The sequence below is a fragment of the Streptomyces massasporeus genome (genome assembly GCF_014648995.1).
GTDB lineage: Bacteria > Actinomycetota > Actinomycetes > Streptomycetales > Streptomycetaceae > Streptomyces > Streptomyces massasporeus.
This window is the reverse complement of the sequence record NZ_BMSE01000001.1, coordinates 492,806-517,203: the sequence shown is the minus strand read 5'-3', so window position 1 is coordinate 517,203 and position 24,398 is coordinate 492,806. Positions and strand designations below refer to the sequence as shown.

12 protein-coding genes are annotated in these 24,398 nt (G+C 71.6%); 10 read left to right on the top strand and 2 right to left on the bottom strand.

The window, feature by feature from the left end; genetic code table 11:
- Positions 1-77 precede the first annotated feature (77 nt).
- The gene (locus IE153_RS02380) at positions 78-1,706 is read left to right on the top strand and encodes a sensor histidine kinase (protein ID WP_189587979.1); all 1,629 of its coding nucleotides are present in this window, start codon (positions 78-80) and stop codon (positions 1,704-1,706) included.
- Complete coding sequence (locus IE153_RS02375) at positions 1,703-2,404, top strand: response regulator (protein WP_189587977.1); 702 nt, start codon at positions 1,703-1,705, stop codon at positions 2,402-2,404. The genes IE153_RS02380 and IE153_RS02375 overlap by 4 nt, the downstream gene beginning before the upstream one ends.
- Here IE153_RS02375 and IE153_RS02370 read toward each other — a convergent pair.
- Both IE153_RS02370 and IE153_RS02365 read right to left on the bottom strand, forming a co-directional pair.
- Positions 2,386-2,865, bottom strand: a complete 480-nt coding sequence (locus tag IE153_RS02370; protein ID WP_189587975.1) for a MarR family winged helix-turn-helix transcriptional regulator — start codon at positions 2,863-2,865, stop codon at positions 2,386-2,388. The genes IE153_RS02375 and IE153_RS02370 overlap by 19 nt on opposite strands.
- 161 nt (positions 2,866-3,026) lie before the next feature.
- Positions 3,027-3,974: a methionyl-tRNA formyltransferase gene (locus IE153_RS02365; RefSeq protein ID WP_189587973.1), complete on the bottom strand. Its 948-nt coding sequence runs from the start codon at positions 3,972-3,974 to the stop codon at positions 3,027-3,029.
- Between the two features lie 247 nt (positions 3,975-4,221).
- Between IE153_RS02365 and IE153_RS02360 the strand changes: the two genes are divergently transcribed.
- From IE153_RS02360 to IE153_RS02325, 8 genes are all read left to right on the top strand, one after another.
- Entirely contained in the window at positions 4,222-5,574 is a 1,353-nt protein-coding gene (locus IE153_RS02360; protein WP_189587971.1) for a lysine N(6)-hydroxylase/L-ornithine N(5)-oxygenase family protein, read from the top strand.
- Between the two features lie 87 nt (positions 5,575-5,661).
- Entirely contained in the window at positions 5,662-6,723 is a 1,062-nt protein-coding gene (locus IE153_RS02355; protein WP_189587969.1) for a FecCD family ABC transporter permease, read from the top strand.
- The gene (locus tag IE153_RS02350) at positions 6,720-7,781 is read left to right on the top strand and encodes a FecCD family ABC transporter permease (RefSeq protein WP_189587967.1); all 1,062 of its coding nucleotides are present in this window, start codon (positions 6,720-6,722) and stop codon (positions 7,779-7,781) included. Before IE153_RS02355 ends, IE153_RS02350 begins: the two co-directional genes overlap by 4 nt.
- A gap of 39 nt (positions 7,782-7,820) precedes the next feature.
- Positions 7,821-8,675 (top strand): ABC transporter ATP-binding protein, encoded by an 855-nt coding sequence (locus IE153_RS02345; protein WP_189587965.1) that lies wholly within the window; start codon positions 7,821-7,823, stop codon positions 8,673-8,675.
- A 91-nt stretch (positions 8,676-8,766) separates the two neighbouring features.
- Positions 8,767-9,825 carry an iron-siderophore ABC transporter substrate-binding protein gene (locus IE153_RS02340; protein ID WP_189587963.1) on the top strand — a complete coding sequence of 353 codons (1,059 nt, stop codon included), beginning with the start codon at positions 8,767-8,769 and terminating at the stop codon, positions 9,823-9,825.
- A gap of 4 nt (positions 9,826-9,829) precedes the next feature.
- Entirely contained in the window at positions 9,830-11,617 is a 1,788-nt protein-coding gene (locus tag IE153_RS02335) for an ABC transporter ATP-binding protein (RefSeq protein ID WP_189587961.1), read from the top strand.
- Between the two features lie 57 nt (positions 11,618-11,674).
- Complete coding sequence (locus IE153_RS02330) at positions 11,675-22,576, top strand: non-ribosomal peptide synthetase (protein WP_189587959.1); 10,902 nt, start codon at positions 11,675-11,677, stop codon at positions 22,574-22,576.
- Complete coding sequence (locus IE153_RS02325; RefSeq protein ID WP_189587957.1) at positions 22,566-24,266, top strand: ABC transporter ATP-binding protein; 1,701 nt, start codon at positions 22,566-22,568, stop codon at positions 24,264-24,266. Before IE153_RS02330 ends, IE153_RS02325 begins: the two co-directional genes overlap by 11 nt.
- The last annotated feature ends 132 nt before the right edge of the window (positions 24,267-24,398 follow it).

Below are 24,398 nucleotides of genomic sequence, written 5' to 3'. Positions count from 1 at the left end.
GGCTGGTGGGCGTCATGATGGTGCGGCTCGGCACATGAGCCGCCCCCCTCGCGGCGGCATCGGAGATTGAGTTCGTCGTGGTCGCCACCTTTCGTCGCCATTCGCTCGCGGGCGAGATGCTGGTGCTCCAGCTCGCCATCGTGGTGGTGGTGCTGCTGGCTGTCGCCGCGGTCTCCCTCGCCCAGTCGCAGGCCACCTTCAACCGCGTCGAGGGACGCCGGGTGAGCGCGCTCGCCGAACAGCTGGCCGCCAACCCCCTGGTCCGCAGCCAGCTGGTGCGCCCCGCGCCGGGCGAGGCGCTCGCCCCGCTGGTGCTCGCCACGCAGGCCCAGTCGGGGGTGACGTCGGTGACGGTGGCCGACGGGGCCGGGCGGATCGTCAGCTCCACGAACCCCACGGTGGTCGGCGAGCGGATGCAGCTTGGGCCGGGCACCGCCCGCGGGCGCGGTTGGTCCGGGCAGACGACCCTGGACGGCGAGCGCGAGCTGGCCGCCCAGGTGCCCGTCCTCGGGGCCACGGAGGAGAACCTGGGCCGGATCCTCGGCACGGTGATGATCGGCGAGGCCGATCCGACGGTGTGGCAGCGGCTCAACGGCGCCTCCTCCTACCTGCTCGCCTACCTGGGCATCGCCAGCGGACTCGGCGTCGCCGGCTCCTGGCTGCTGGCGCGACGGGTGAAACGGCAGACCCTCGGGCTGGAGCCGGGCGAGATCGCCGGGCTCGCCGAGCACCGGGAGGCGATGCTGTACGGGATCGCCGAGGGGGTGATCGCCCTGGACCCGCAGCACCGGCTCACCCTCGTCAACGACATGGGCCGCCGGCTGCTCGACCTTCCCGAGGACTGTGTCGGCCAGAGCCTTGCGGGCCTCGGCATCGACGGGCGGCTGCGCGACGTGCTGTCCGGCACGGCAGCCGGCGAGCGCGACGAGGTCGTCGTCCGTCACGGCCGGGTCCTGGTGATGAACCGGATGACCGTCACCAAGGACGGCCGGCCTCTCGGCTCGGTCACCACCCTGCGCGACCGCACCGAACTGGCCCGGCTGGAGCGGGAGATCGGTTCCTTCCGCAGCTCCTCCGAACTGCTGCGCGCACAGGCGCACGAGTTCGCCAACCAGCTGCACACCATCTCCGGACTGATCCAGATCGGGGAGCAGGACGAAGTCGTGAGCTACATCCGCGCGTTGAGCCGGCACCGCCAGTCCCTGGACGTCACCCTCAGCCGCCGCGTCCGGGACACCGCGGTGGCCGCGCTGCTGATGGCGAAGGCGTCCCTCGCGGCCGAGCGGAAGGTCAGCCTGCGGATCTCCGACGACACCGCGCTGGAGCGTCTCGCCCCGGAGGACGCCGCCGATGTGGCGACCGTGGTGGGCAACCTGGTGGACAACGCCGTCGACGCCGCCGCCGCACGGGACGACGCCTGGGTGGAGGTCGCGCTGCGCCAGGACGCCTCCAGCGTGGAGATCGCGGTCCGCGACTCCGGGCCCGGGGTCGCTCCCGAGCTGGCCCGCGAGGTGTTCTCCCACGGCTTCACCACCAAGGCCGCCCGCGAGGGCGAGCGCGGCATCGGACTGGCCCTGACCAGGCTGGTCTGCGAACGCCACGGGGGAGAGATCTCGGTGGCCAACACCCCCGAAGGGGCCGTGTTCACCGCACGCATGACCGTCAGCCACCTCACCGGGACGGTGGCGGAAGGAGCGGCCCCATGACCGAGGCGAGCGACAAGGCGGGCGCGATCGACGTCCTCGTGGTCGACGACGACTTCATGGTGGTCCGGGTCCACCGCGCGTTCGTCGAACGCGTCGAGCCGTTCCGCGTCGTCGGCACGGCCCACACGGGGGAGCAGGCCGTCGAGGCGGTCGACGAGCTGCGCCCCGACCTCGTCCTGCTGGACCTGTACCTGCCCGACCTCTTCGGGCTCGATGTCATACCCCGGCTGCGCACCGCGGGCCATGACTGCGACGTCATGGTCATCAGCGCGGCGACGGAGGCCGACACCGTACGCGGCGCCGTCCGCCGCGGCGTGGTCGACTACCTCCTCAAGCCCTTCGAGTTCGAGGACTTGCGTCTGCGCCTGGAGAGATACGCCGCCCAGCGGGGCCGGCTGCTCACGACGGTGGTCCGGGGGCAGGCGGACGTGGACCGCGTCCTGGCCGGCGCGTTCGTCCCCGCCCCGGCGCACACCCTGCCCAAGGGCATGAGCGTGGAGACCGCCGAACTCGTCGAACGGGCCCTGCGCGAGGCGGACGGCACCCTGTCCGCCACCGAATGCGCGGCTCTGACCGGCGTCTCGCGCGTCAGCGCCCGCCGCTACCTGGAGTACTTCCATGGCACGGGCAGCGCGGAGGTGTCCCTGCGCTACGGCGCCACCGGCCGGCCCGAACGCCGTTACGCCTGGCGGGCCTGAGCCGCCGGCCGCGACCCGGCGGCGGGGCCCGTCGCCTCGTGGTGGGCGTGCACGCGCCTTAGCAGGGAGGCGAGTTGCTCGCGTTCGGCCTCGCTCAGCGGCGTCAGGATGTCGTCGTCCGCGGAGGCGATGTCGGCGTTGAGATGGTCGAGGGCGCTCCTGCCCTCCGGGGTGATGCGGACGTCGACGCGGCGGCGGTCGGTGAGGCTGCGGACGCACTCGACCTGCCCGGCGTCGGAAAGGTCCTTCACGATCCTCGCGAGGTCACTGGCGTTCATGTCCAGCCGGGCCGCCAGCACGCCCTTGGGCTGCGCACCGAGGTCGGCGACCAGGGTCAGGACGGTCAGATGCCACAACCGCAGCCCCCTCGCGGTGAGCTTCTCCGACAGGGTGCGGCGGGCGGCCTTTCCCGTCGCGTACATCAGGTACGCGCTGAGGTTCAGCACGCTGGGCGGGGTCATGTGTGAACGGTAGCCCGGCTGTGCTCCCGCTGTGAACGCCCGGCGAAAATCGGCCACTTGGGAGTCGGTGGCGTGGGTATCGCGCGGGATCGCCGCCGCGCGGACCGGGTCCGCGCGGCGGCGATGCCGGCCGGCCCCGGGACCGTACCGGGGCCGGCACGTCAGGGGCGGTCGGTGAGGTAGCCGCCCATGGAGGTGAAGTACTCGGCCGCGGGCAACTCCCGGCCGTCCTCGGTGCGTACGCGCGTGATGGCGAGGCCGCGGTTGCGTCCGGTGCGGGCGTCGGCGCCGGCGACGATCACCACGCCGTCGCCCTCGCGGTAGAAGATGCGCCCGGGCGTGCCGCCGTAGCGGCCCTCGGAGACGAACGCGGCCAGGACGTCGAGCCGCCTGCCCCGGTGGAAGGTGTAGGCGCTCGGGTACGGCTCGGACTGGGCGCGCACCAGGCGCTCCAGGTCCTCGGCCGGCCAGCTCCAGTCGATGCGGCTGTCGTCGTCGGCGCGCTTGTGGAAGAAGGACGCCTGGGAGCGGTCCTGCCGGGTGAACTCGGTCTGGCCGGCGGCGATCAGGCCGAGCGCGCCGATGGTGACCGGGGCGATGAGGTCGACGGTCTTGTGGAAGAGGTCGGTCGCCGTGTCCGTCGGTCCGACCGGCACCGCCTCCTGCCGGACGATGTCGCCGGCGTCGAGCTCGTCGTTCATCATGTGCGCCGTGACGCCGACTTCGGGCTCGCCGTTGATAAGCGCCCAGATCAGCGGGGAGAACCCGGCGTACTTCGGCAGCAGGGAGTCGTGCACGTTCAGCGTGCCGTGGCGCGGCAGGCCGAAGATGCGCGGCGGGATCCAGGTGCGCCAGTTGTTGGCCACGATGATGTCCGGGTCGGCCTCCTTGAGGCGCTCGAACAGCTCGTCGTCGTCCGGGCGGTTGCGGATCAGCACCGGGACGCCGTGCTCCTCGGCGAGGTCGGCGACGGAATCGCTCCAGATCTTCTCGTAGGCGTGCTCGCTCTTGGGGTGGGTCACGACCAGCACGACGTCGTGCTCGGACTCCAGGAGGGCTTGCAGGGTGCGATGCCCCCAGGTCTGGTAACCGAACATGACGACCCGCATGGGGTTCCTCCTCAGAGCAAGACAGTGGCCGACGCAAGTAAAGCAAGGCTTACCTTAGTCCGCAACGGGTCTGCAGGACGGCTCAGTTGACGGAAGGCGATCCGAGCGGTGTCCGTTTTGCCCTGTCGACACCTCAACCCGTTTAGCTTAGGCTCACCTAAGTTCCTTGGTGTGCCGCCTCGTTGGCATGCCCGCCTTTCGTTCCCTCCACACCTGACACGCGGCTGCCCCGCACGATGGGAGTGACATGTCGCAGGTTCTTCCTGGTGACACACCACCGGTCCACGACCTGATCGGTATCGGCTTCGGGCCGTCCAATGTGGCCATGGCGATCGCGCTCCGCGAGCACAACAACCGCGTCGGCAGGCAGGAGGCCGTCACCGCTCACTTCTTCGAGCAGCAGCCCCGCTTCGGCTGGCACCGCGGCATGCTCATCGACGACGCCACCATGCAGGTCTCCTTCCTCAAGGACCTGGTGACACTGCGGAACCCGGCCAGCGAGTACAGCTTCCTCTGCTACCTGCAGAGCAAGGGCCGGCTGATCGACTTCATCAACCACAAGAACCTGTTCCCGCTGCGCGTGGAGTTCCACGACTACTTCGAGTGGGCCGCGGCCCAGGTCGACGACATGGTCTCCTACGGCCACGAGGTCGTCGGCGTCGCGCCCGTCACCCGGGACGGCGTCGTGGAGTATCTGGAGGTGACCGTCCGCTCGGGCGGCGGCCTGGAGGTCCACCGGGCCCGCAACCTCGTCATCGGCACCGGCCTGCGCCCGCTGATGCCGGAGGGCGTGGAGCGCGGCGAACGCGTCTGGCACAACTCCGAACTGCTCGCCAGGGTCGATGAGTTGGAGGGCACCTCGCCGTCCCGGTTCGTCGTCGTGGGCGCCGGCCAGAGCGCCGCCGAGAACGTCGCCTACCTGCACCGCCGCTTCCCCGAGGCCGAGGTCTGCGCCGTCTTCTCCCGGTACGGCTACAGCCCCGCCGACGACAGCAGCTTCGCCAACCGGATCTTCGACCCCCAGGCCGTCGACGAGTACTTCGCCGCCCCCGAGGACGTCAAGCGCCGGCTGATGGACTACCACGGCAACACCAACTACTCCGTGGTGGACATCGACCTGATCGACGACCTCTACCGGCAGTCGTACCAGGAGAAGGTCCTCGGCACCGAGCGCCTGCGGTTCCTCAACGTCTCCCGGCTCACCGGCGTCAAGGAGTCGCCGTCGAGCGTCCGCGCCACGGTCACGTCCCTCGTCACCGGCGAGGACACCGACCTCGAAGCGGACGTCGTGGTCTTCGCCACCGGCTACAGCCCCGTCGACCCCACGAGCCTGCTCGGCGAGGTCGCCGACCGCTGCCTGCGCGACGACGAGGGCCGGGTCCGCGTGGAGCGCGACTGGAGCATCGCGACCGACCCCACCCTGCGCTGCGGCATCTACCTCCAGGGCGGCACGGAGCACACGCACGGCATCACCTCGTCGCTGCTCTCCAACACCGCCATCAGGGTGGGCGAGATCCTGGACTCGCTCGTCGGCCGCGTGGCCGAGCCCGCGGACCAGCCGCGCACGCTCGCCGACGGCACCGGCAGCGCGGCCCGTTAGGGCAGGCGGGAATTTGCGGACACGTACTCGGTCGCACGCCACCGTCCGGTCAAGTCGCCCACCGCACAAGGGATAACGTACGTCGACATGGGCACGACTGCTGCAGTGGAGCGCCCCGCGGCCAGGGGCTCGTCACCGGCCCGTCGGCGGCGGGTCATGGGTCTGGGCATCCTCGTGGCGCTCCTGGTGATCGCCACGGTGCTGTCGCTGGCCGTCGGGGCCCGCGCGTTGACTCCCACCGAGGTGTGGCACGGGCTGTTCGCCGCCCCGGAGTCCGACCAGCGGCTCACCGAGATCCGGCTCATCGTGGAGACCGTACGGGTCCCCCGTACGGTCCTCGGGATCGTGGCGGGTGTCGCCCTGGGCGTCGGCGGTGCGCTGATCCAGGGGTACACGCGCAACCCGATCGCCGACACGGGCCTGCTGGGGGTGAACACCGGTGCCTCGTTCGCCGTGGTGTCGGTGATCGCCGTGTTCGGGTTCTCCGACCCGTTCCAGTACGTCTGGTTCGCCTTCGTGGGCGCCGCGGTCGCCGGTGTCGTGGTCTTCGGTCTCGCGAGCATCGGCCGGGGGGCCGGCAACCCGTTGACGCTCGCACTGGCCGGGCAGGGGATCACGGTGTTCCTCATGGCGATGACCACGGCGGTCGCGCTGTCGAACCAGGCGTCGCTGAACGCGCTGCGGTTCTGGAACGCCGGCTCCCTCGCCGGTGTCGGATTCGACGTCATCTGGCCGGTGACGGCGTTCATCGGCGCCGGGCTGGTGCTGGCCCTCACCACGCTGCCCTCCCTCAACCTGCTCAACCTGGGCGACGACGTGGCCCGGGGCCTGGGCGTGAACATCGCGCTGAGCCGGACCGTCGGCATCACCGCCATCACCCTGCTGGCGGGAGCCGCGACGGCCGCCTGCGGGCCCATCGCCTTCCTCGGCCTCATGGTGGCCCACGTGGCCCGGTACCTGACCGGCCCGGACTACCGCTGGCTCGTGCCGTACGCCGGGCTGCTCGGGGCCGTCGTACTGTTGTTCTGCGACATCGTCGGCCGACTGGTGGTGCGGCCGGGCGAGTTGGACGCCGGTGTTCTCGTGGCGCTGCTCGGCGCCCCCTTCTTCGCGGTACTCGTGTGGCGCGGAAAGTTCAGGCAGGCATGAACGTGACCGAGGTGAAGCCGTCGCTGCCGCCGGGTGTGCGGCTCGGCCGGGTGTCGTTCGTCTGGCGACCCTGGCTGCTGAGCGTCACGCTGCTGCTCGCGGCGGCGACCTTCCTGGTGTTCTGCGTCTCCATCGCCGTCGGGGACTTCCCCGTGGGCCTCCCACAGGTGATCGCCACGATCCTCGGACGGGGCGAGCAGGTCGACCGGTTCATCATCATGGACCTGCGGATGCCGCGGGCCCTGGCCGGGCTCGTCGTGGGCGTCGCGCTCGGCGTGTCCGGAGCGATCACACAGTCCATCGCACGCAACCCGCTGGCCAGCCCGGACGTCCTGGGGATCACCTCGGGCGCCAGTGCGGTCGCGGTGTTCCTGGTGACCGTCTCGGGCGGGACCGCCGCGGCGATCGTCGACTCCGTGGGACTGTCGGCGGCGGCGCTCGCGGGCGGGCTCGGCACGGGCCTGCTGGTGTACTTCCTGGCGTGGCGGCGCGGGGTCGACGGCTTCCGGCTCATCCTCATCGGCATCTCGGTGAGCGCCCTGATGGAGGCCATCACGACCTGGCTGCTGGTCACGGCCGACATCCGGGACGTGGCCCGGGCCCAGGCGTGGCTGGTCGGCTCGCTGGAGGACCGCTCGTGGGGCGAGGTCTGGACGGCCCTGTGGTGCGGGCTCGTCCTCCTGTTCGTCGTCTCTTGTGTCGCCTTCCAGTTCAGGCCGATGCACTTCGGCGACGAGGTGGCCGCGGGGCTGGGCGTCCGGTACACGAGGGTGCGGGCGGTCCTGCTGCTGTGCGCGGTGCTGCTGGCCGGTGTGGCGGTGAGTGCGGCGGGGCCGGTGCCGTTCGTCGCGCTGGTGGCGCCCCAGGTGGCGATGCGTCTGGCGCGCTGCCCCACACCGCCGATGGTGGCCTCGGGGCTGGTGGGCGCGCTGCTGCTGATCGGCTCCGACCTCGTGGCGCGCACGGCGCTGCCGGTCTCGCTCCCGGTCGGCGTGGTCACCGCCGCGATCGGGGGGCCCTTCCTCGTCTATCTGCTGGTGCGGGCGAACCTGCGGTAGATGTACAAGAGTCAGGTGAACCTAAGCAAGGGGGGACCCGTGGTCGCACAGTCCGTCACCGAGGCCGCGGTCGGCGGCACCTCGCGGCTGGCAGCCCGAGGCGTCACGGTCGGCTACGGCGGCCGGGTCGTCATCGACGAGCTCGACGTGGCGATACCACCCGGCGTGATCACCACGATCATCGGCCCCAACGGCTGCGGGAAGTCGACCCTGTTGAAGACGCTGTCCCGGCTGCTCAAGCCGGCCAAGGGCGCCGTCGTCCTGGACGGCGAGGACATCGGCCGTCTCAGGACGCGGGACGTGGCGAAGAAACTCGGCCTGCTGCCGCAGGCGCCGGTCGCGCCCGAGGGGCTGACCGTGGCCGACCTGGTCGCCAGGGGCCGTCACCCGCACCAGAGCTGGCTGCGGCAGTGGTCGTCCGACGATGCCGAGGTGGTGGAGCGCGCCCTGGCCATGACGGGCGTGTCCGACCTGGCCGACCGCCCGGTCGACGCGCTGTCCGGCGGTCAGCGCCAGCGCGTCTGGATCTCCATGACCCTGGCCCAGGGCACCGATCTGCTGCTGCTGGACGAGCCGACGACCTATCTGGACCTGGCGCACGCCGTGGACGTCCTGGACCTCGTGGACGACCTGCACGAGTCGGGCTGCACCGTCGTCATGGTGCTGCACGACCTCAACCTGGCCACGCGCTACAGCGACAACCTCGTGGTGATGCGCGAGGGTTCGGTCCTGGCGCAGGGGCACCCGCGGGACGTCATCACCGCCGAACTGCTGGACGAGGCCTTCGGGTTGAAGGCCCGGGTGATCGACGACCCGGTCGGCGACCGGCCGCTCATCGTGCCGATCGGACGCACCCATGTGCTGCCCGGTCACCTCCCCGCAGTCGAGCCTTAGTAAGGCTAGGCTAACCTCATTCTCTCGCGATAAGGTTTGCCTGCCCTTAGGCGAGGGTGCAGTGAACTGGCGCGAAAGCAAGGGGATGTGGATGCTCCTCCATCGAACGACGCCCGGGAAGCCATGGCGGCGGCTGGCGGCGGTCCTGTCCGCGGCCACCCTCGGGGTCGGTCTCCTCGCGGGATGCGGTTCCGGCTCGACGGACTCGGCGGACGACAAGGGCGAGGGCACTCAGGCCGCGGCCGCCGGTGACTTCCCGGTCACCGTGGAGCACGCGTTCGGGTCCACCACGGTCGAGAAGGCGCCCCAGCGGGTCGTCTCCGTCGGCTACACCGACGACCAGACCGTCCTGGCCTTCGGCATCAAGCCCGTCGGCATGGTCGATCAGTACCCGAACCCGCCCGGCAAGAGCCCCGACATCAACACCCAGTGGCCCTGGGTGAAGGACAAGTGGGGCGACACCAAGCCTGAGGTCGTCATGAAGAACGGCGACTCCGGCCCCAACTACGAGAAGATCGCGTCCCTTCGCCCCGACCTGATCGTCGCGGTGTACTCCGAGATCGACCAGGCCGCCTACGACAAGCTCTCCAAGATCGCCCCCACGGTGGCCCGCACCAAGGGCGAGAAGGAGCCCTTCAGCGCTCCCTGGCAGGACAACGCCCTGCACATCGCCAAGGCCCTCGGCAAGGCCGATGAAGGCCAGAAGATGGTCGACGACATCCAGGGCCAGCTCGACACGGCCAAGAAGGAGCACCCGGAGCTCGGTAAGCAGACCGCTGTCGCGCTGTCCTGGTACGAGAACTCGGTGGCGCCCTTCACCTCCACCGACGTGCGCGGCCGGCTCGTCACGGGCATCGGCTTCAAGTACCAGACCGGGATCGACAAGGTCGCCGGGGGCAGCTTCTACACCAAGCTCTCGCCCGAGCGCATCGACCTCGTCGACGTCGACCACATCTTCGTCATCAACGACAAGGCCGACACCGAGGCGCTCAAGAAGTTCAAGCTGTTCGCCAACCTCGACGCCGTGAAGAAGGGCAACGTGTCCTACCTGCTCGACAGCGAGGGACCCGCGGTCGGCGCGGCCATCTCCCAGGGCACCCTGCTGTCCATGCCGTACGCGATCGACGAGCTCGTCAAGTCGGTCGAGTAGGGACGTGAGCACCACCGACACGCGCGTCGCCCCGGCGGCCCTGCGTACGACGACCGGCCGCGAGGCCGCCCGATGGGTCGCGGACCACTGCCGCGCGATGCCCGGCCTGACCGCCGCGACCGTGCTCACCACGGTCGTGGGGGCGGCGCTCCAGGTGCTCCCGGTGCTCCTGCTCGGCCGGGTGGTCGACGGGGTCGTCGGGGGCGAGGACCGTTCGGTCCTGGTCACGATCGGGGTGCTGATCGGTGCCGCCGCGCTGCTCGGCGCGGCGGCCACCGCGGTGTCGACCTACCTGATCGGACGGCTGGGCGCGGATCTGCTCGCACGGTTGCGCGAGGGCGCCGTTCGGGCGGTGCTCGGCATGCCGAGCACCCGGATCGAGCAGGTCGGCCGGGGGGACGTGCTCTCCCGGGTCGGTGACGACGTCGCCGTCATCTCCAAGGGCATCCGCACGGCCGTCCCCACGGTGTTCTCGGCGGGCGTCCTGGTCGTCATCGCGACCCTCGGCATGTTCGGGCTCGACTGGCGGCTCGGCCTGGCCGGCGCCGGCGCGCTGCCCGCGTACGCGCTGGCACTGCGCTGGTACCTGCCCCGGTCCGCCCCGCTCTACCGCAAGCAGCGCGTGGCCCAGGCCGACCGCGCCCAGGCGTTCATCAGCGGCCTGAACGGCATCGACACGGTCCGCGCGTACCGCCTGGAGGGCGCCTTCCGCGAGAAGGTCACCACCGAGTCGTGGCGGGTGCGCGAGCTCGGTATCGAGGTGTTCCGGTTCTTCGGCCGGTTCGTCGGCCGGGAGAACCGCGCCGAGTTCATCGGCCTGGTCCTGATCCTCGTCGTCGGGTACGCCCTGCTGGAAGCCGACGCGGCCAGCCTGGGCGAGGTGTCGGCGGCCCCGCTGCTGTTCCACCGGCTCTTCACCCCGCTCGGCGCCATCATGTTCACCTTCGACGAGGCGCAGAAGTCGGGCGCGAGCCTGAGCCGCCTGGTCGGGGTGCTGGGGGAGTCCGCCGAGGAGCGGCTGGTCGGCGACGAGTCCGTCACGGCCGCCGGGGCCGGGGCGTACCCGGTGACGGTCGAGGGTCTGACGTTCCGTTACCCGGGCTCCGAGGAGCCGGTGTTGCGAGACGTCGACCTGACGATCCCGGCCGGCGGGTCGCTCGCCCTGGTGGGCGCCACGGGCGCGGGCAAGACGACACTGGCCGCGCTGATCGCCGGCATCGGCACCCCGCAGGCCGGGACGGTGCGCATCGGGACGACCGATCTCGCCGACCTGGACGAGGCCGGGGCGCGGGCCCTGGTCAGCATCCTGACGCAGGAGACGCACGTCTTCTCCGGCCCGCTCGCCGACGACCTGCGGCTGTCCGCCCCGGGGGCCACCGACACCGAGCTGCTGGACGCGCTGCGCACCGTCGGTGCGGAGGGCTGGGTCGCCGCGCTGCCCGACGGGCTGCACACTCCGGTCGGGGAGGGCGGTGAGCGCCTGGACGTCACCAAGGTCGCCCAGATCGCCCTGGCGCGGCTGGTGCTGGGCCGGGCACCGGTGGTGGTGCTCGACGAGTCGACCGCCGAGGCCGGCAGTGAGGGCGCCGCCGAGCTGGAGCGGGCCGTGCTGGCCGCGTGCGCGGGCCGGACCACGCTGTTCGTGGCGCACCGGCTGACCCAGGCGATGGCGGCGGACCGGATCGCCGTGCTCGACGCGGGACGCGTCGTGGAGCAGGGGACGCACGAGGAACTGGTGGCTCTGGGCGGCCGGTACGCACGACTGTGGCGGGCCTGGCGAGAGGTTAGTTAGGTAACCCTTATTTAGGTTAGCCTAACTCCACATTCTGGAAGGGACGCTGAGTCTTCGATGATGGAACCGCGCGCTCGTCTCGCACTGCTGTCTCCCACGCGCCTGGCCGATGTACGCCGGCGGATCGGCGACTACCCGGACAGGACCATCACCGAGGCGTGCGCCATCGGTCTGTCGTACTGGGCGACGGGCCGGAGCCCCGAGGGTATCGACCTCACCCCCGGCACGCTCTTCGCCGACGTCCTCGGCTGGGTCGACAACGGCGGTGCGGCCCCCGCTGGTTGGGAGATCTCTCCGGACGGCCGCGGCATCACCGTCCCCGACGGCGTCACACCCGAGGACGCGCAGCTCGCGCTGGACGACCTGGCCGACTTCCCGGACCGGCCGCTCGGCACCGTCGGCCCCTCCAGCGTGGCGTCCCGGCTGCGGACCCTGGCCGAGTGGAACGACAACCGGGCCGACCGGGACCGTCCCACCATCGTGGAGATGTTCCGCGCGCAGGCGAGGGTCCGGCCGGACGCCGTAGCCGCCGTCGACGAGCACCGGTCGCTCACCTACCGCCAAGTCGCCGAGCTCTCCAGCCAGTTGGCGCATCACCTGCTCGGGCGGGGGCTCGGCTCCGAACAGGTCGTCGGCATCTCCCTCAGTCGCTCCGCCGACATGGTCGTCGGGCTGCTCGCCGTGCTCCAGGCCGGGTGCGCCTTCGTGCCTCTCGACCCGCAGTGGCCCGCCGCGCGGCGCGCCGTCGTCATCGAGGACGCCCGGGTCGTCGTCCAGCTGAACGCCACGGGCGAGCACGACCCGGCCGAACCGGACGCCGTGGCCGTCGACCTCGGCGACTGGCGGTACGACGCGTACCCGAAGGAGGGGACCGGCGTCACCGTCCTCGGCGACGCGCTGGCCTACGTGATCTTCACCTCCGGTTCGACCGGGCGGCCCAAGGGCGCGATGATCCGTCACGAGGCGATCAGCGAGCGCCTGTTGTGGCAGGTGAACGAGATCCTCGGCTTCGGCCACGACGACGCCTCGCTGTTCAAGGCGCCGCTGTCCTTCGACATCTCCATCAACGAGATCTTCCTGCCCCTGGTCTGCGGCGGCCGGCTCGTCGTCCTGCGGCCCGGCGGCGAACGCGACCCGCACCACCTGCTGAGCGTCATCGCCGAACAGCGCGTCACCTTCACCTATCTGGTGTCGTCCATGCTGGACGTGCTGCTGGAGATGGCCGGCGACTCCGGCCGCCTGGACAGCCTGCGGCACGTGTGGTGCGGCGGGGAAGTGCTCACCCCCGAGCTGTACGAGCGGTTCCGCACCAAGCTCGACGACATCCCCATGTACCACGGCTACGGCCCCGCCGAGACGACCATCGGCGTCTCGCACGTCATCTACCGGGGTGCCGCGGAACGCCTGTCGACGTCCATCGGCAAGGCCAACCCCAACACCCAGCTCTACGTCCTGGACGACGAACTGCGCCCGGTCCCGGTCGGCGTCGGCGGTGAACTCTACGTCGGCGGCTTCCTCCTGGGCCGCGGCTACGTCAACGCACCGGGCCTGACCGCCTCCCGCTTCGTCGCCAACCCCTTCGCGAACGACGGCTCCCGCCTCTACCGCACCGGCGACCTCGCCCGCTTCGCCCCCGACGGATCACTGGACTTCCTCGGCCGCGCAGACAACCAGATCAAGATCCGCGGCATGCGGCTGGAGATCGAGGACGTCGAGGTCGGCCTCGCCGAACACCCCGGGGTCCGGCACACCTGCGTCGTCGCGAAGAAGAACGCGGCGGGCGGCACCTACCTGATCGGCTACGTCATACCCGCCGCCGGCCGTGCCGACCTGCGGGCCGACGAGGTCAAGGCGTGGGCCGGCGCGCACATGGTCGAGTACATGGTGCCCGCCCACATCGTCGTCATGGAGGAGTTCCCGCTCACCGCGAACGGCAAGCTCGACCGCAACGCGCTGCCCGAGCCCACGACCCAGGCGGGCCCGCTCGTCCGCCCCACCACCGACGACGAGCGGGCGGTGTGCGCCGCCGTCGCGGACGTGCTGCGCCTCGAAGAGGTCGGTGTCGACCAGGACTTCTTCCAGCTCGGCGGCGACAGCATCCTCGCGATCTCCCTGCTGAGCGCGCTGCGCGAGCAGGGCCTGCACGTCACGGCACGGCAGATCTTCACCCACGGCACGGTGGGCTCCCTGGCCGCGGTCGCGAGCCGCGAGGACGTCTCCACCGTCGACCACGCCGATGTGGCCACCGGCACCGTCGTGGGCTCGCCCATCGTGCAGTGGCTCGGCGAGACCACGGACGCCATCGACGGCTTCGTCCAGTCGGTCGTCCTGAACACACCGGCCGACCTGACCGCCGACGCCCTCGACGCGATCCTCACCGCCCTCGTCACCCGGCACGACATGCTCCGCGCCAAGCTGGTGCGCGGCAGCCGCTGGAGCTTCGACATCCCCGACGCGGACCGGGCCGAACCCGGCTGGCAGCAGAGCGACCGGCCGCTCGACGAGTGCATTGCCCTCGCCACCGACGCACTGGACCCCACGGGCGGCGTGATGCTCCGCGCCGTCTGGCGCCCCGACGCACGCCAACTCGTCCTCGTCGCCCACCACGTGATCGTCGACGGCATCTCCTGGCGCGTCCTGATGGAGGACCTGGCCACCGCCTGGCGGCATTTCAGCGCGGGCCGGCCCGTCGAACTCCCGCCGGTGGGCACGTCGTTCCGGCGCTGGACCCAGCTGCTGGAACGCGCCGCGTTCGACGCCGACAGCTCCTACTACCGGCGACCGCTGCCCGGCGACGACCGGCCGCTGGCCCGCCGCGCCCTGACCGGGTCCGACACCGTCGCGAACGAACGCCTGCGGACCGTCACGGTCGGCCCCGAGGTCACGGCCGCGCTGCTGAACGAGATCCCCGCGAAGTTCCACGCCGGTGTCAACGACGTCCTGCTCACCGCGCTCGCCGTCGCCCTCGCCCGGCACCGCCGCGACCTCGGCCAGGACCAGACCTTCGCCCACATCGAACTCGAAGGCCACGGCCGCGAAGGACAGTTCGTCGCGGGTTCCGCCGGGTTCGAGCCGGAACTGTCGCGGACCGTGGGCTGGTTCACCACCCTCTTCCCGGTGACCGTCGACCCCGGCACGGCAACGGACTTCGCCACCCCCGAGTATCTGACCGCGGCCCTCAAGGCGGTCAAGGAAGACCTCGCCCGGGTGCCGGACAACGGCGTCTCCTACGGCGCCCTGCGCTACCTCACCCACAGCGAGTTCGACGCCCCCGCACCCCAGGTGCTCTTCAACTACCTCGGCCGCTTCGCCGCCGGCGCCCACGGCGACTGGCAACTCGCGGGCACCACCGGCCAGCTGGGCGAGAAGCGCGACCCCCGGATGCGCCTGCCGCGCGCCCTGGAGTTCAACGCGATCGCCGAACCCGCCGCCTCCGGCGCCTACGAACTCGTCACCACCGTCTCCTGGCCCGACGGCCTGTTCACCGACGCCGACATCACGGCACTCGGCGACTACTTCCGTACGGCCCTGACCGGACTCGCCGCGCTCGACCAGGGCGGCCACTCGCCCAGCGACTTCCCCCTCGTACCGCTCACCCAGGCCGACGTCGACGCCCTGGACGGCCCGGCGCTGCGGGAGGTCCTGCCGCTGACCCCGCTCCAGGAAGGCCTCTACTTCCACTCGGTCTTCGACGACGACACCGCGGGCGCCTACGTCGAGCAGCAACTGCTCACCCTGGACGGCGAAGTGGACACCGGCCGGCTCACCGCCGCGGCCACCCGGCTGCTCACCCTGTTCCCGAACCTGGCCGCCCGCTTCACGGCCCTGGCCGACGGCCGCGTGGTCTCCGTCCTGGAGAGCGGCGTCGAGGCCCCCTTCACCACGCTGGACCGCCCCGGCATCACCGACGAGGAGATACGCGACCTCGCCGAACGGGACCGCCGCACCGGCTTCGACCTGGCCACCGGCCCCCTCATGCGGTACACGCTCATCCGCACCGGCTCCGGCCGGAACGTCCTGGTGCAGACCGTGCACCACATCATCGCCGACGGCTGGTCCGTGCCGCCCATGCTCCGCGCGCTGCTCACCGAGTACCACGCGCCGGGCACCGTCTACCCGATCGGCGGCTTCGCCGACTACGTGCACTGGCTCGCCGGACGCGACGCCGACGAGAGCGACCGCGTCTGGCGCGAGGAACTCGCCGAACTGCCCGGCCCGTCGCTGGTCGCCGAGGGACACACCCCCTCCGACCGGTTCGCCGACACCTCCGTGGAACCCGAGGACGACATCGACTCCGCCGTCCGCGAGGCCGGGGTGCCGCTGAGCGTCGCCGTGCACAGCGCCTGGGCCGTCACCCTCGGCGGCATCCTCCAGGGCCGGGACGTGGTCTTCGGTTCCACGGTCTCAGGCCGCGACGCCGAGGTGCCCGGCATCGGCGACATGGTGGGCCTCTTCATCAACACCATCCCCGTACGCGCCCGTTGGGCTCCCGGGGCCACCGCCGCCGAGCTGCTCACCTCGGTGCGCGACCACCAGAGCACGGTCCTGCCGCACCAGCACGTCTCCCTGGCGCGCATCGGCCGCCAGGCCGGCGCCGGGTCGCTCTTCGACACGCTCGTGGTGTTCGACGTGGCCACCGACCTGACCGCGCTGCGGAGCCCCGGCGACACGCTGACCATCACGGCCCTCGTCAACGAGGGCGCTCCGCACTACCCGCTGACCCTCGTTGTCGAGCGCGCCCCCGACGGCCGTCCGCGCTTCAACCTCATCTACGACGGTGAACTGCTGCGCGAGTCGGCCGCCCGGGCGATCCTGCACACGTTCAGCCGGACCCTGACCGGCCTGCTCGCGCAGCCGGACATCCTGGTCGACGACCTGGCGGCGGGAGCCGAACGACGCCCCGCCCCCCTCACCCCGACCACCCTGGGCGGACTGTTCGACACCGCGGCCCGCCGCGACCCGGCGGCCACCGCCGTCACCCAGTGCGGCCTCGACGGCGCCACCCGCTCCCTGACCTACGGCGAACTCTCCGCTGCCAAGAACGACCTGGCCTCCGCCCTGCGCGCGGCAGGCGTCGGCCCGGGCAAGCGGGTCGCCGTCGCCGTCCCCCGCTCCCTGGAGCAGGTCGTCGCCCTCGTCGCGATCGTCGGCGCGGGCGGCGCGTACGTCCCCCTCGACCTGGCGTACCCGGACGAGCGGCTGGAGTACATCCTCGCCGACGCGGCCCCGCAGGTCGTCCTCGTGGACCGGGACCAGCGCGACCGCTTCACGGACCTCCTGGCCCGGGCGGGGGTGCCGGCCCGGGTGCTGGTCCAGGGCGAAGAGCCCCCGGCCGCCCCCACGGAGCCCGCCCCCGAGCCCGACTGGCACACCCCCGCCTACGTGATCTACACCTCCGGATCCACGGGCCGCCCCAAGGGCGTCGTCGTCCCGCACTCCAGCGTCGTGGCGCTGCTCGCGAACACCCGGCCGGACATGGACTTCGGCCCACGGGACGTCTGGGTCCAGTTCCACTCCTTCTCCTTCGACTTCGCCGTCTGGGAGCTGTGGGGCGCGCTCGCGTACGGCGGCGAGCTGCTGGTACCCGAGTACGGGCTGACGCGCTCCCCGGTCGACTTCCACCGCCTGGTCCGCGAACGCGGCGTGACCGTGCTCAACCAGACCCCGTCCGCCTTCTACCAGTTCATTGAGGCCGACCGGCTCGCCGGAGAACCGCTGCCCGCACTGCGCCGGATCGTCTTCGGCGGCGAGGCACTGGACCTCGGACGGCTGCGCGGCTGGGTCGATCGGCACGGGACGGCCGCCCCCGAGCTGGTCAACATGTACGGCATCACCGAGACCACCGTCCACGTCACCCACCGGGTGCTGACCGACGCCGACTTCGGCCCCGGCGACGACGTCAGCCCCATCGGCGGCCCGATCCCCGGCCTGGTCACCTACCTGCTCGACGACCGGCTCCGCCCGGTGCCGCCGGGCCGCGAGGGGGCCATCTACGTCGCCGGCGACCAGGTGTCCCTCGGCTACCTGGGCCGGCCCGGGCTCACCGCGGGCCGCTTCGTGGCGAACCCGTTCACGGCCGACGGCTCCCGCATGTACCACACGGGTGACCTCGCGATCCGCACCCTCGACGGCGAACTGGTCTTCACCGGCCGCGCGGACGACCAGGTCCAACTCAAGGGCTTCCGCATCGAGTTGGGTGAGGTGGAGTCCGCGATCAGGGCCATCGACGGCGTGACCGACGTGGCGGTGACGGTGGCGGACACCGGGGATCACCTGGTGGCGCATGTGGTGGGCAGCGTGCCGCCCGACCTGACGGCCCGTCTGTCGTCCAGTCTTCCCGTCCACATGGTTCCGGGCCAGATCCTCACGATCGAGGCCCTACCGCTGACGATCAACGGCAAGCTGGACCGGAAGGCCCTGGCCGAACGCCCCCTCAGGGGCGCGGGGAACTGCGCGACCAGCCCCCACGCACCCGCAGACGAAACCACCGCGGTAGCCGCACTCACCAACATCTTCACCGAGACGCTGCCCGGCGCTTCCGTAGACGCCGACACCGACTTCTTCCGCGCCGGAGGCGACAGCATCATCGCCATCACGGTCGTGAACAGGGCACGGACGCTCGGCCTGCCCATCGCTCCAAAGGACGTCTTCCTGCTCAAGACCCCTCGCGCACTGGCGGAGCACCTGGGCACCAGCACAGCCCAGACCCCTCAGGCCCCCACCCGCCGCGAGGACGGCCCCCTCACCCCCACCCCGATCATCCTCCGCCAACGCGAACTCGGCGGCTCCCTCACCCGTTTCGCCCAGGCCAGGACACTCCAGGCCCCCGACGGCACCGTCTTCACGGACGCCGTACGCGCCGCGAACGCCGTGGTCGCCGCCCACCCGGCCCTGCGGCTGAGGCTCCGCACAGAACACGGCGTGTGGACCCTCCGCACCGAACCCACCCGCGGCATCACCGTTGTACGCCCGGACACCACCGACGCGACGGCCGTGGCGAACGAGGCGGCCGGACGACTCGACCCCGAGTCAGGGAACGTCATCGCGTTCGCGTGGCTGGAGGCGAATCACACCCTCGTCGTCACCGTGCACCACCTCGCCGTCGACGCGGTCTCCTGGCTGATCCTGCTCGACGACCTGGCCACGGCCCTGCGCGGCGAGCCCCTCGCCCCGCCGACCACCTCCTACGCCGAGTACGCGGAAGCCCTGACGCTCCTGGCGACTCAGGACCTCGACGACCTCGGTCGCTGGGTCACCACCCTCCAGGCTCCCGAACTGCACCCGGTCACGGGGCCGTTGCGCAAGACGACGGTGGTCATCGCCCCGGATGTGAGCGACAGCGTCACCCGCACCGCCCCTGCCGCACTCGGTGTCGGCCTCACCGAACTGCTGTGCGGCGCCCTGCGCACCGCGCTGACCCGCATCCAGCCGTCCCCCGGCGACCTCGCGATCGACCTGGAGCGGCACGGCCGGGTCCCGGTCCTCGAACAGCACGACTACACCCGTACCGTCGGTTGGTTCACCGCCATCGCGCCCGTACGGCTCACCGCGCACACCGACCCCGTCGCCGCGGCCCGCGAAGTCGCCGAGCGCCAGCCGGACGAGTGCGGACACGTCGCCTACGGCCGGCTCAGGTACCTCAACCCGCAGACGGCTCCGCTGCTCACCGCCCGCCCGCAGGTGCTGTTCAACTACCTAGGCCGGGGCAGCGAGTCCCAGGCGCTCCACCTCACCGGCGGCGACCAGGGCAGCCCCTATGCCGTCGAGGTCAACGCCTGGACCGACGAGGCCACCGGCAGCCTGCTCGCCGAGTTCGTCCTCGCCGAGGGCGTCCCCGACGCGATCACCGAGCACTGGCGCAGCGCGCTGAAGCACCTCGCGGACGCCGCGACGACGGCCGAGCGCACCGCACCGGTCACCCCGCTCCAGCGCGGCCTGTTCTTCCAGGCCCAGATGGCGGGCTCGGCCGGACACTACGTCGCACAGAACTGGTTCACCTTCGACCGGCGCCTGGACACCGGCGCGCTGGCCGAGGCGATGGCCCACGTGATCGCACGGCACCCGGTCGTCGGCGCCGGCTTCGGCACCGACGAGGACGGGCCGGTCCAGGTCCTCAAGGCCGGGCGACGGGTCGACGTCCGTACGATCGCCCTGTCGACGGACGCGGAGGTCGACGCCCTGCGCGCCCGGGACCGGGACACGGGCTTCGATCCGGGCGAGCCGCCGCTGATCCGGCTGACCGTCGTGCACCTGCCCGGCGACCGGGACGGCCTGCTGCTCAGCTACCACCTGCTGCTGTGGGACGGCTGGTCCCGGGAGATCGTCCTGCGGGACCTCTTCGACGCCTACCGCGCCGTCCTCGCGGGCGAGCCGCTCGATCCGAGGCCCGCCACACCGGGCTTCGAGGAGTACGCCCGGGCCCTCGACGCCAGGGACACGGCGGTGTCGGAGCGCTTCTGGGCGGACCACCTGGCCGCTCTCCCCGGCCCGACGCTGCTCGCCGGATCGGCGCCGTCCTTCTCGGACGACCTGCCGAGCGCGCTCGTGCACACCCTGTCGGCCGAGCAGTCCGCGCTGGTGCGCGAGGCGGCCCGGGTGCACGGCGTCACCCTGAACTCGGTGCTGACCGGTGCGTTCGGCCTGCTCCTCGGCGCGCACACCGGCCGCGCCGACGCCGTGTTCGGGGTGACCGTCTCCGGGCGGGACGGCGAGGGGCGCTCCGACATCGTCGGCGTGCTGCTCAACACCGTGCCGATGTGGACCCGCGCCCGCCCCGACGACACGGTCGGCGGCTACCTGTCGGCCGTCCAGGCCGCCCGGGTCGAGGCGATGGAGCACGAGCACCTCGGGCTCGGCGAGATCCAGCGGGCCAGCGGGCACGACACCCTGTTCGACAACCTGTTCGTGCTCCAGAACTTCCTGGACATGGACGCGTTCGCCGAGATGAACACCCGGCACGGCATCACCTCGGTGAAGGCCGACGACTCCACCCACTATCCGTTCACCTGGGTCGTCACGCCCGGGGACCGGCTCACGGTCAAGCTGGAGTACCGCGACGGCGACACCGGCAACGCCCGCCGTCTCCTCGACGACTACCTGGGCGTGCTCGAAGACCTGTCCCGTGCCACGGGGCCGGTCGGCGCGCTGCGGGGGCCGGGCCCGGTGCCCGAGCCGGCCGCACGCACCGACGTCGGCACGGACACCGTCGTCGACCGCTTCGACCGGGCGGCGGACCGCGATCCGCAGCGGGTGGCACTCGTCGCTCACGGCTCGACGATGACGTTCGCCGAACTCCGCGACCGCAGCCGGGCCGTGGCGGGCGTGCTCGCCGCGCGCGGCATCGGACCGGAGACGACCGTCGGGCTCGCGATCCCGCGCTCCCTCGACTGGATCGCGGCGCTGTTCGCCGTCCTGCGGGTCGGCGCCGCGTACGTGCCGCTGGAGCTCGACCACCCGGACGAGCGGATCGCGGCCATCGTCGACGACGCCCGCCCGGACGTGATCCTCACCGTGAGCGCGGTCTCGCTCCGGCTGACCGGCGACCTGATCGAACTGGACCGGCCGCTTCCCGACGCCGAGCCCTACGTGACGTTCGCGCCGGACGACCCGGACCGGCTGCGCCACCCCGCGTACACGATCTACACCTCCGGCTCCACCGGGAAGCCCAAGGGTGTGGTGACCGAGTACGCCGGTCTCACCAACATGCTGATCAACCACCAGCGCAGGATCTTCGAGCCGGTGCTGGCCGAGCACGGACACCGGATCTTCCGGATCGCGCACACCGTGTCGTTCGCGTTCGACATGTCGTGGGAGGAGCTGCTGTGGCTCGCCGACGGCCATGAAGTGCACATCTGTGACGAGGAGTTGCGCCGGGACGCGCCCCGGCTGGTCGCCTACTGCCTGGAGCACGGCATCGACGTCATCAACGTGACGCCGACCTACGCGCAGCAACTGGTGGCCGAGGGCCTGCTCGACGACCCGGCACAGCGGCCGGCGCTGGTGCTGCTCGGCGGCGAGGCCGTCACGCCGACCCTGTGGCAGCGGCTCGCCGAGACCGAGGGCACCGTCGGCTACAACCTGTACGGGCCGACCGAATACACCATCAACACCCTGGGCGTCGGCACCTTCGAGTGCCAGGACCCGGTGGTGGGCGTGGCCATCGACAACACCGACGTGTACGTCCTGGATCCGTGGCTGCGGCCGTTGCCGGACGGTGTGCCCGGCGAGCTGTACGTGTCGGGCATCGGCATCGCGCGCGGCTACCTCGGGCAGCCCGCCCAGACCGCGCACCGCTTCGTCGCCTGCCCGTTCGGCGAGCCCGGCGAGCGCATGTACCGCACCGGCGACCTGGTGGTCCGCCGTCCGGACGGCAACCTGATGTACCTGGGCCGCACCGACCAGCAGGTCAAGATCCGCGGCCACCGCGTCGAACTCGGCGAGGTCGAGGCGGTGTTCGCGGCGCACGCGGCGGTGCGGTTCGTCGCCGCGGTGGCCCAGCCCGACCCGCAGGTCGACGGCGCCCACCGGCTGGCCGCCTACCTGGTCCTGGACGGGGCGGATCTGGCGACCGTCGCCGCCGACGTGGGCGCCGGACTGCCGGACTTCCTGCGGCCCACGCACTACGCCCAGGTCGACGGCATCCCGCTGACGGTGAACGGGAAGGCTGACACCACGGCGCTGCCCGAGGCCAAGCCGCTGGGCGCGCTGACCACGGCGGGGGAGCGGGGCCCGCAGACCGAGACCGAGACCGTGGTGTGCGAGTACTTCGCCGAAGCACTGGATCTCGACGACGACGAGGTGAGCGCGGTGAGCGACTTCGTGTCCCTGGGGGGACACTCCATGCTGGCGGTGCGGCTCGTCGGGCTGCTCCGCCGCGAGTACGGTCCCGTGATCACCATCCGCGATCTGTTCACCCTGCGAACCCCGGAAGCGATTGCCCGCCACCTCGATGACAACTGACACCCAGCGGCCCCGCCACGGGGCCGCCATCCTCCGGACCGCCCTGCGCCGCAACATCGGCGCCATGGCCTGGGGCACCCTCCTCATGGGCCTCTACCAGGCCGGCGAGACCGCCTTCCCCATCGCACTCGGCCTGATCGTCGAGCACACGATGCGGGACGGCCGCAGCCTCCAGGCCCTCGCCGTCTCGATCGGCGCCCTGGCCGTGATCATCACGACGGTGTCGCTGTCGTGGCGGTTCGGCATGCGGATCCTGCAGAAGGCCAACACGACCGAGGCGCACCGCTGGCGGGTGAAGGTCGCGGCCTGCGGTCTGCAGCCCGTGGCCCGGGACGTCGACCTCAAGTCCGGCGAGGTGCTGACCATCGCCACCGAGGACGCCGACCAGACCGCCGACATCATCGAGGTGGTGCCGCTGCTCATCAGCTCGCTCGTGGCCGTGCTGGTCGCGGCGGTCGCCCTGGGCCTTGCGGACATCCGGCTGGGGCTGCTGGTGATCGTGGGCACCGTCGCGATCCTGTCGATCCTCAGCGTGATGTCCAAACGGATCGGCAGCAGCACCCAGGAGCAGCAGGCCCGGGTGGCGCGGGCGGGTGCGAAGGTCGCCGACCTGATCACCGGCCTGCGCCCGCTGCACGGCTTCGGCGGCAACCACGCCGCCTTCCGGTCCTACCGGAAGGTCAGCACGGAGGCGAGACGCCAGTCGATCACCGTCGCCAAGGTGAACGGCGCCTACGCGGGCACCGCCCTGGCCCTCAACGCGGTCCTCGCCGGCGCCGTGACCCTGACGGCGGGCTGGCTGGCGTTCGAGGGACGGATCACCATCGGCGAACTCGTCATGGCCGTGGGCCTGGCGCAGTTCATCATGGAACCGCTCAAGCTGTTCTCCGAGATGCCCAAGTACGTGATGATCGCGCGCGCCTCGGCCGAGCGGATGGCTCTGGTGCTGTCGGCCCCGCCGGTCATGACCCCGGGCTCCGAACGCCCTTCCGGGGGCGGCGACCTGGAGATCGACTGCGTCCGCCACGGCACCCTGACCAACCTGAAGTTCCAGGTGAAGGCGGGTGAGTTCGTCGCCATCGCTCCCTACCAGCCCCGCGCGGCGGCCGACCTCGCCGCCGTCCTGGCCGTGCGCGTCCCGCCCGCCGCGTACCAGGGAACGGTGCGGATCGGCGACAAGGACCTGGCCGACCTCTCCGTCGAGGCGGTGCGCGAGCACCTGCTGGTCAACCCCTACGACGGGGAGATCTTCGCGGGCACTCTCCGCACGAACATCGACCCGTCGGGCACCAGCCGGACGGTTCCCGAGGCGGTCGAGGCGTCCTTGCTGACCGACGTCGTGGCCCTGCACCGCGAGGGTCTCGACTACGGCGTCCGCGACCGGGGCGCCAACCTCTCCGGAGGCCAGCGCCAACGCCTCTCCCTGGCCCGTGCCCTGGCCGCCGACACCGACGTCCTCGTCCTGCACGACCCGACGACGGCGGTGGACGCGGTCACCGAACAACTCGTCGCCCGCAACGTGGCGAAGCTGCGCCGGGGCCGCACGACGATCGTGATCACCAGCAGCCCGGCGTTCCTGGACGCGGCGGACCGGGTCCTGATCCTGGACGACGGAGCCATCACAGCAGAGGACACCCACCGCAACCTGCTGGCAAGAGACCAGGACTACTGCTCGGCGGTGGCACGCTGACTTTCGGGGGCGCGGGGAAGTGCACGATAGGCCCCCACGCACCGGCACCCGACGCCGTGCGCCGAGTCCACGTGTGGATTCTCAAGGGCCAGGGGGACATGCCCTCAAGGGGCGCGGGGAACTGCGCGACCG

Bases quoted from the DNA above. Each gene is read 5' to 3' on its own strand.
- IE153_RS02375 (WP_189587977.1), top strand. From the start codon at position 1,703: ATGACCGAGGCGAGCGACAAGGCGGGCGCGATCGACGTCCTCGTGGTC.
- IE153_RS02370 (WP_189587975.1), bottom strand. From the start codon at position 2,865: ATGACCCCGCCCAGCGTGCTGAACCTCAGCGCGTACCTGATGTACGCG.
- IE153_RS02365 (WP_189587973.1), bottom strand. From the start codon at position 3,974: ATGCGGGTCGTCATGTTCGGTTACCAGACCTGGGGGCATCGCACCCTG.
- IE153_RS02360 (WP_189587971.1), top strand. From the start codon at position 4,222: ATGTCGCAGGTTCTTCCTGGTGACACACCACCGGTCCACGACCTGATC.
- IE153_RS02355 (WP_189587969.1), top strand. From the start codon at position 5,662: ATGGGCACGACTGCTGCAGTGGAGCGCCCCGCGGCCAGGGGCTCGTCA.
- IE153_RS02350 (WP_189587967.1), top strand. From the start codon at position 6,720: ATGAACGTGACCGAGGTGAAGCCGTCGCTGCCGCCGGGTGTGCGGCTC.
- IE153_RS02340 (WP_189587963.1), top strand. From the start codon at position 8,767: ATGCTCCTCCATCGAACGACGCCCGGGAAGCCATGGCGGCGGCTGGCG.
- IE153_RS02330 (WP_189587959.1), top strand. From the start codon at position 11,675: ATGATGGAACCGCGCGCTCGTCTCGCACTGCTGTCTCCCACGCGCCTG.
- IE153_RS02325 (WP_189587957.1), top strand. From the start codon at position 22,566: ATGACAACTGACACCCAGCGGCCCCGCCACGGGGCCGCCATCCTCCGG.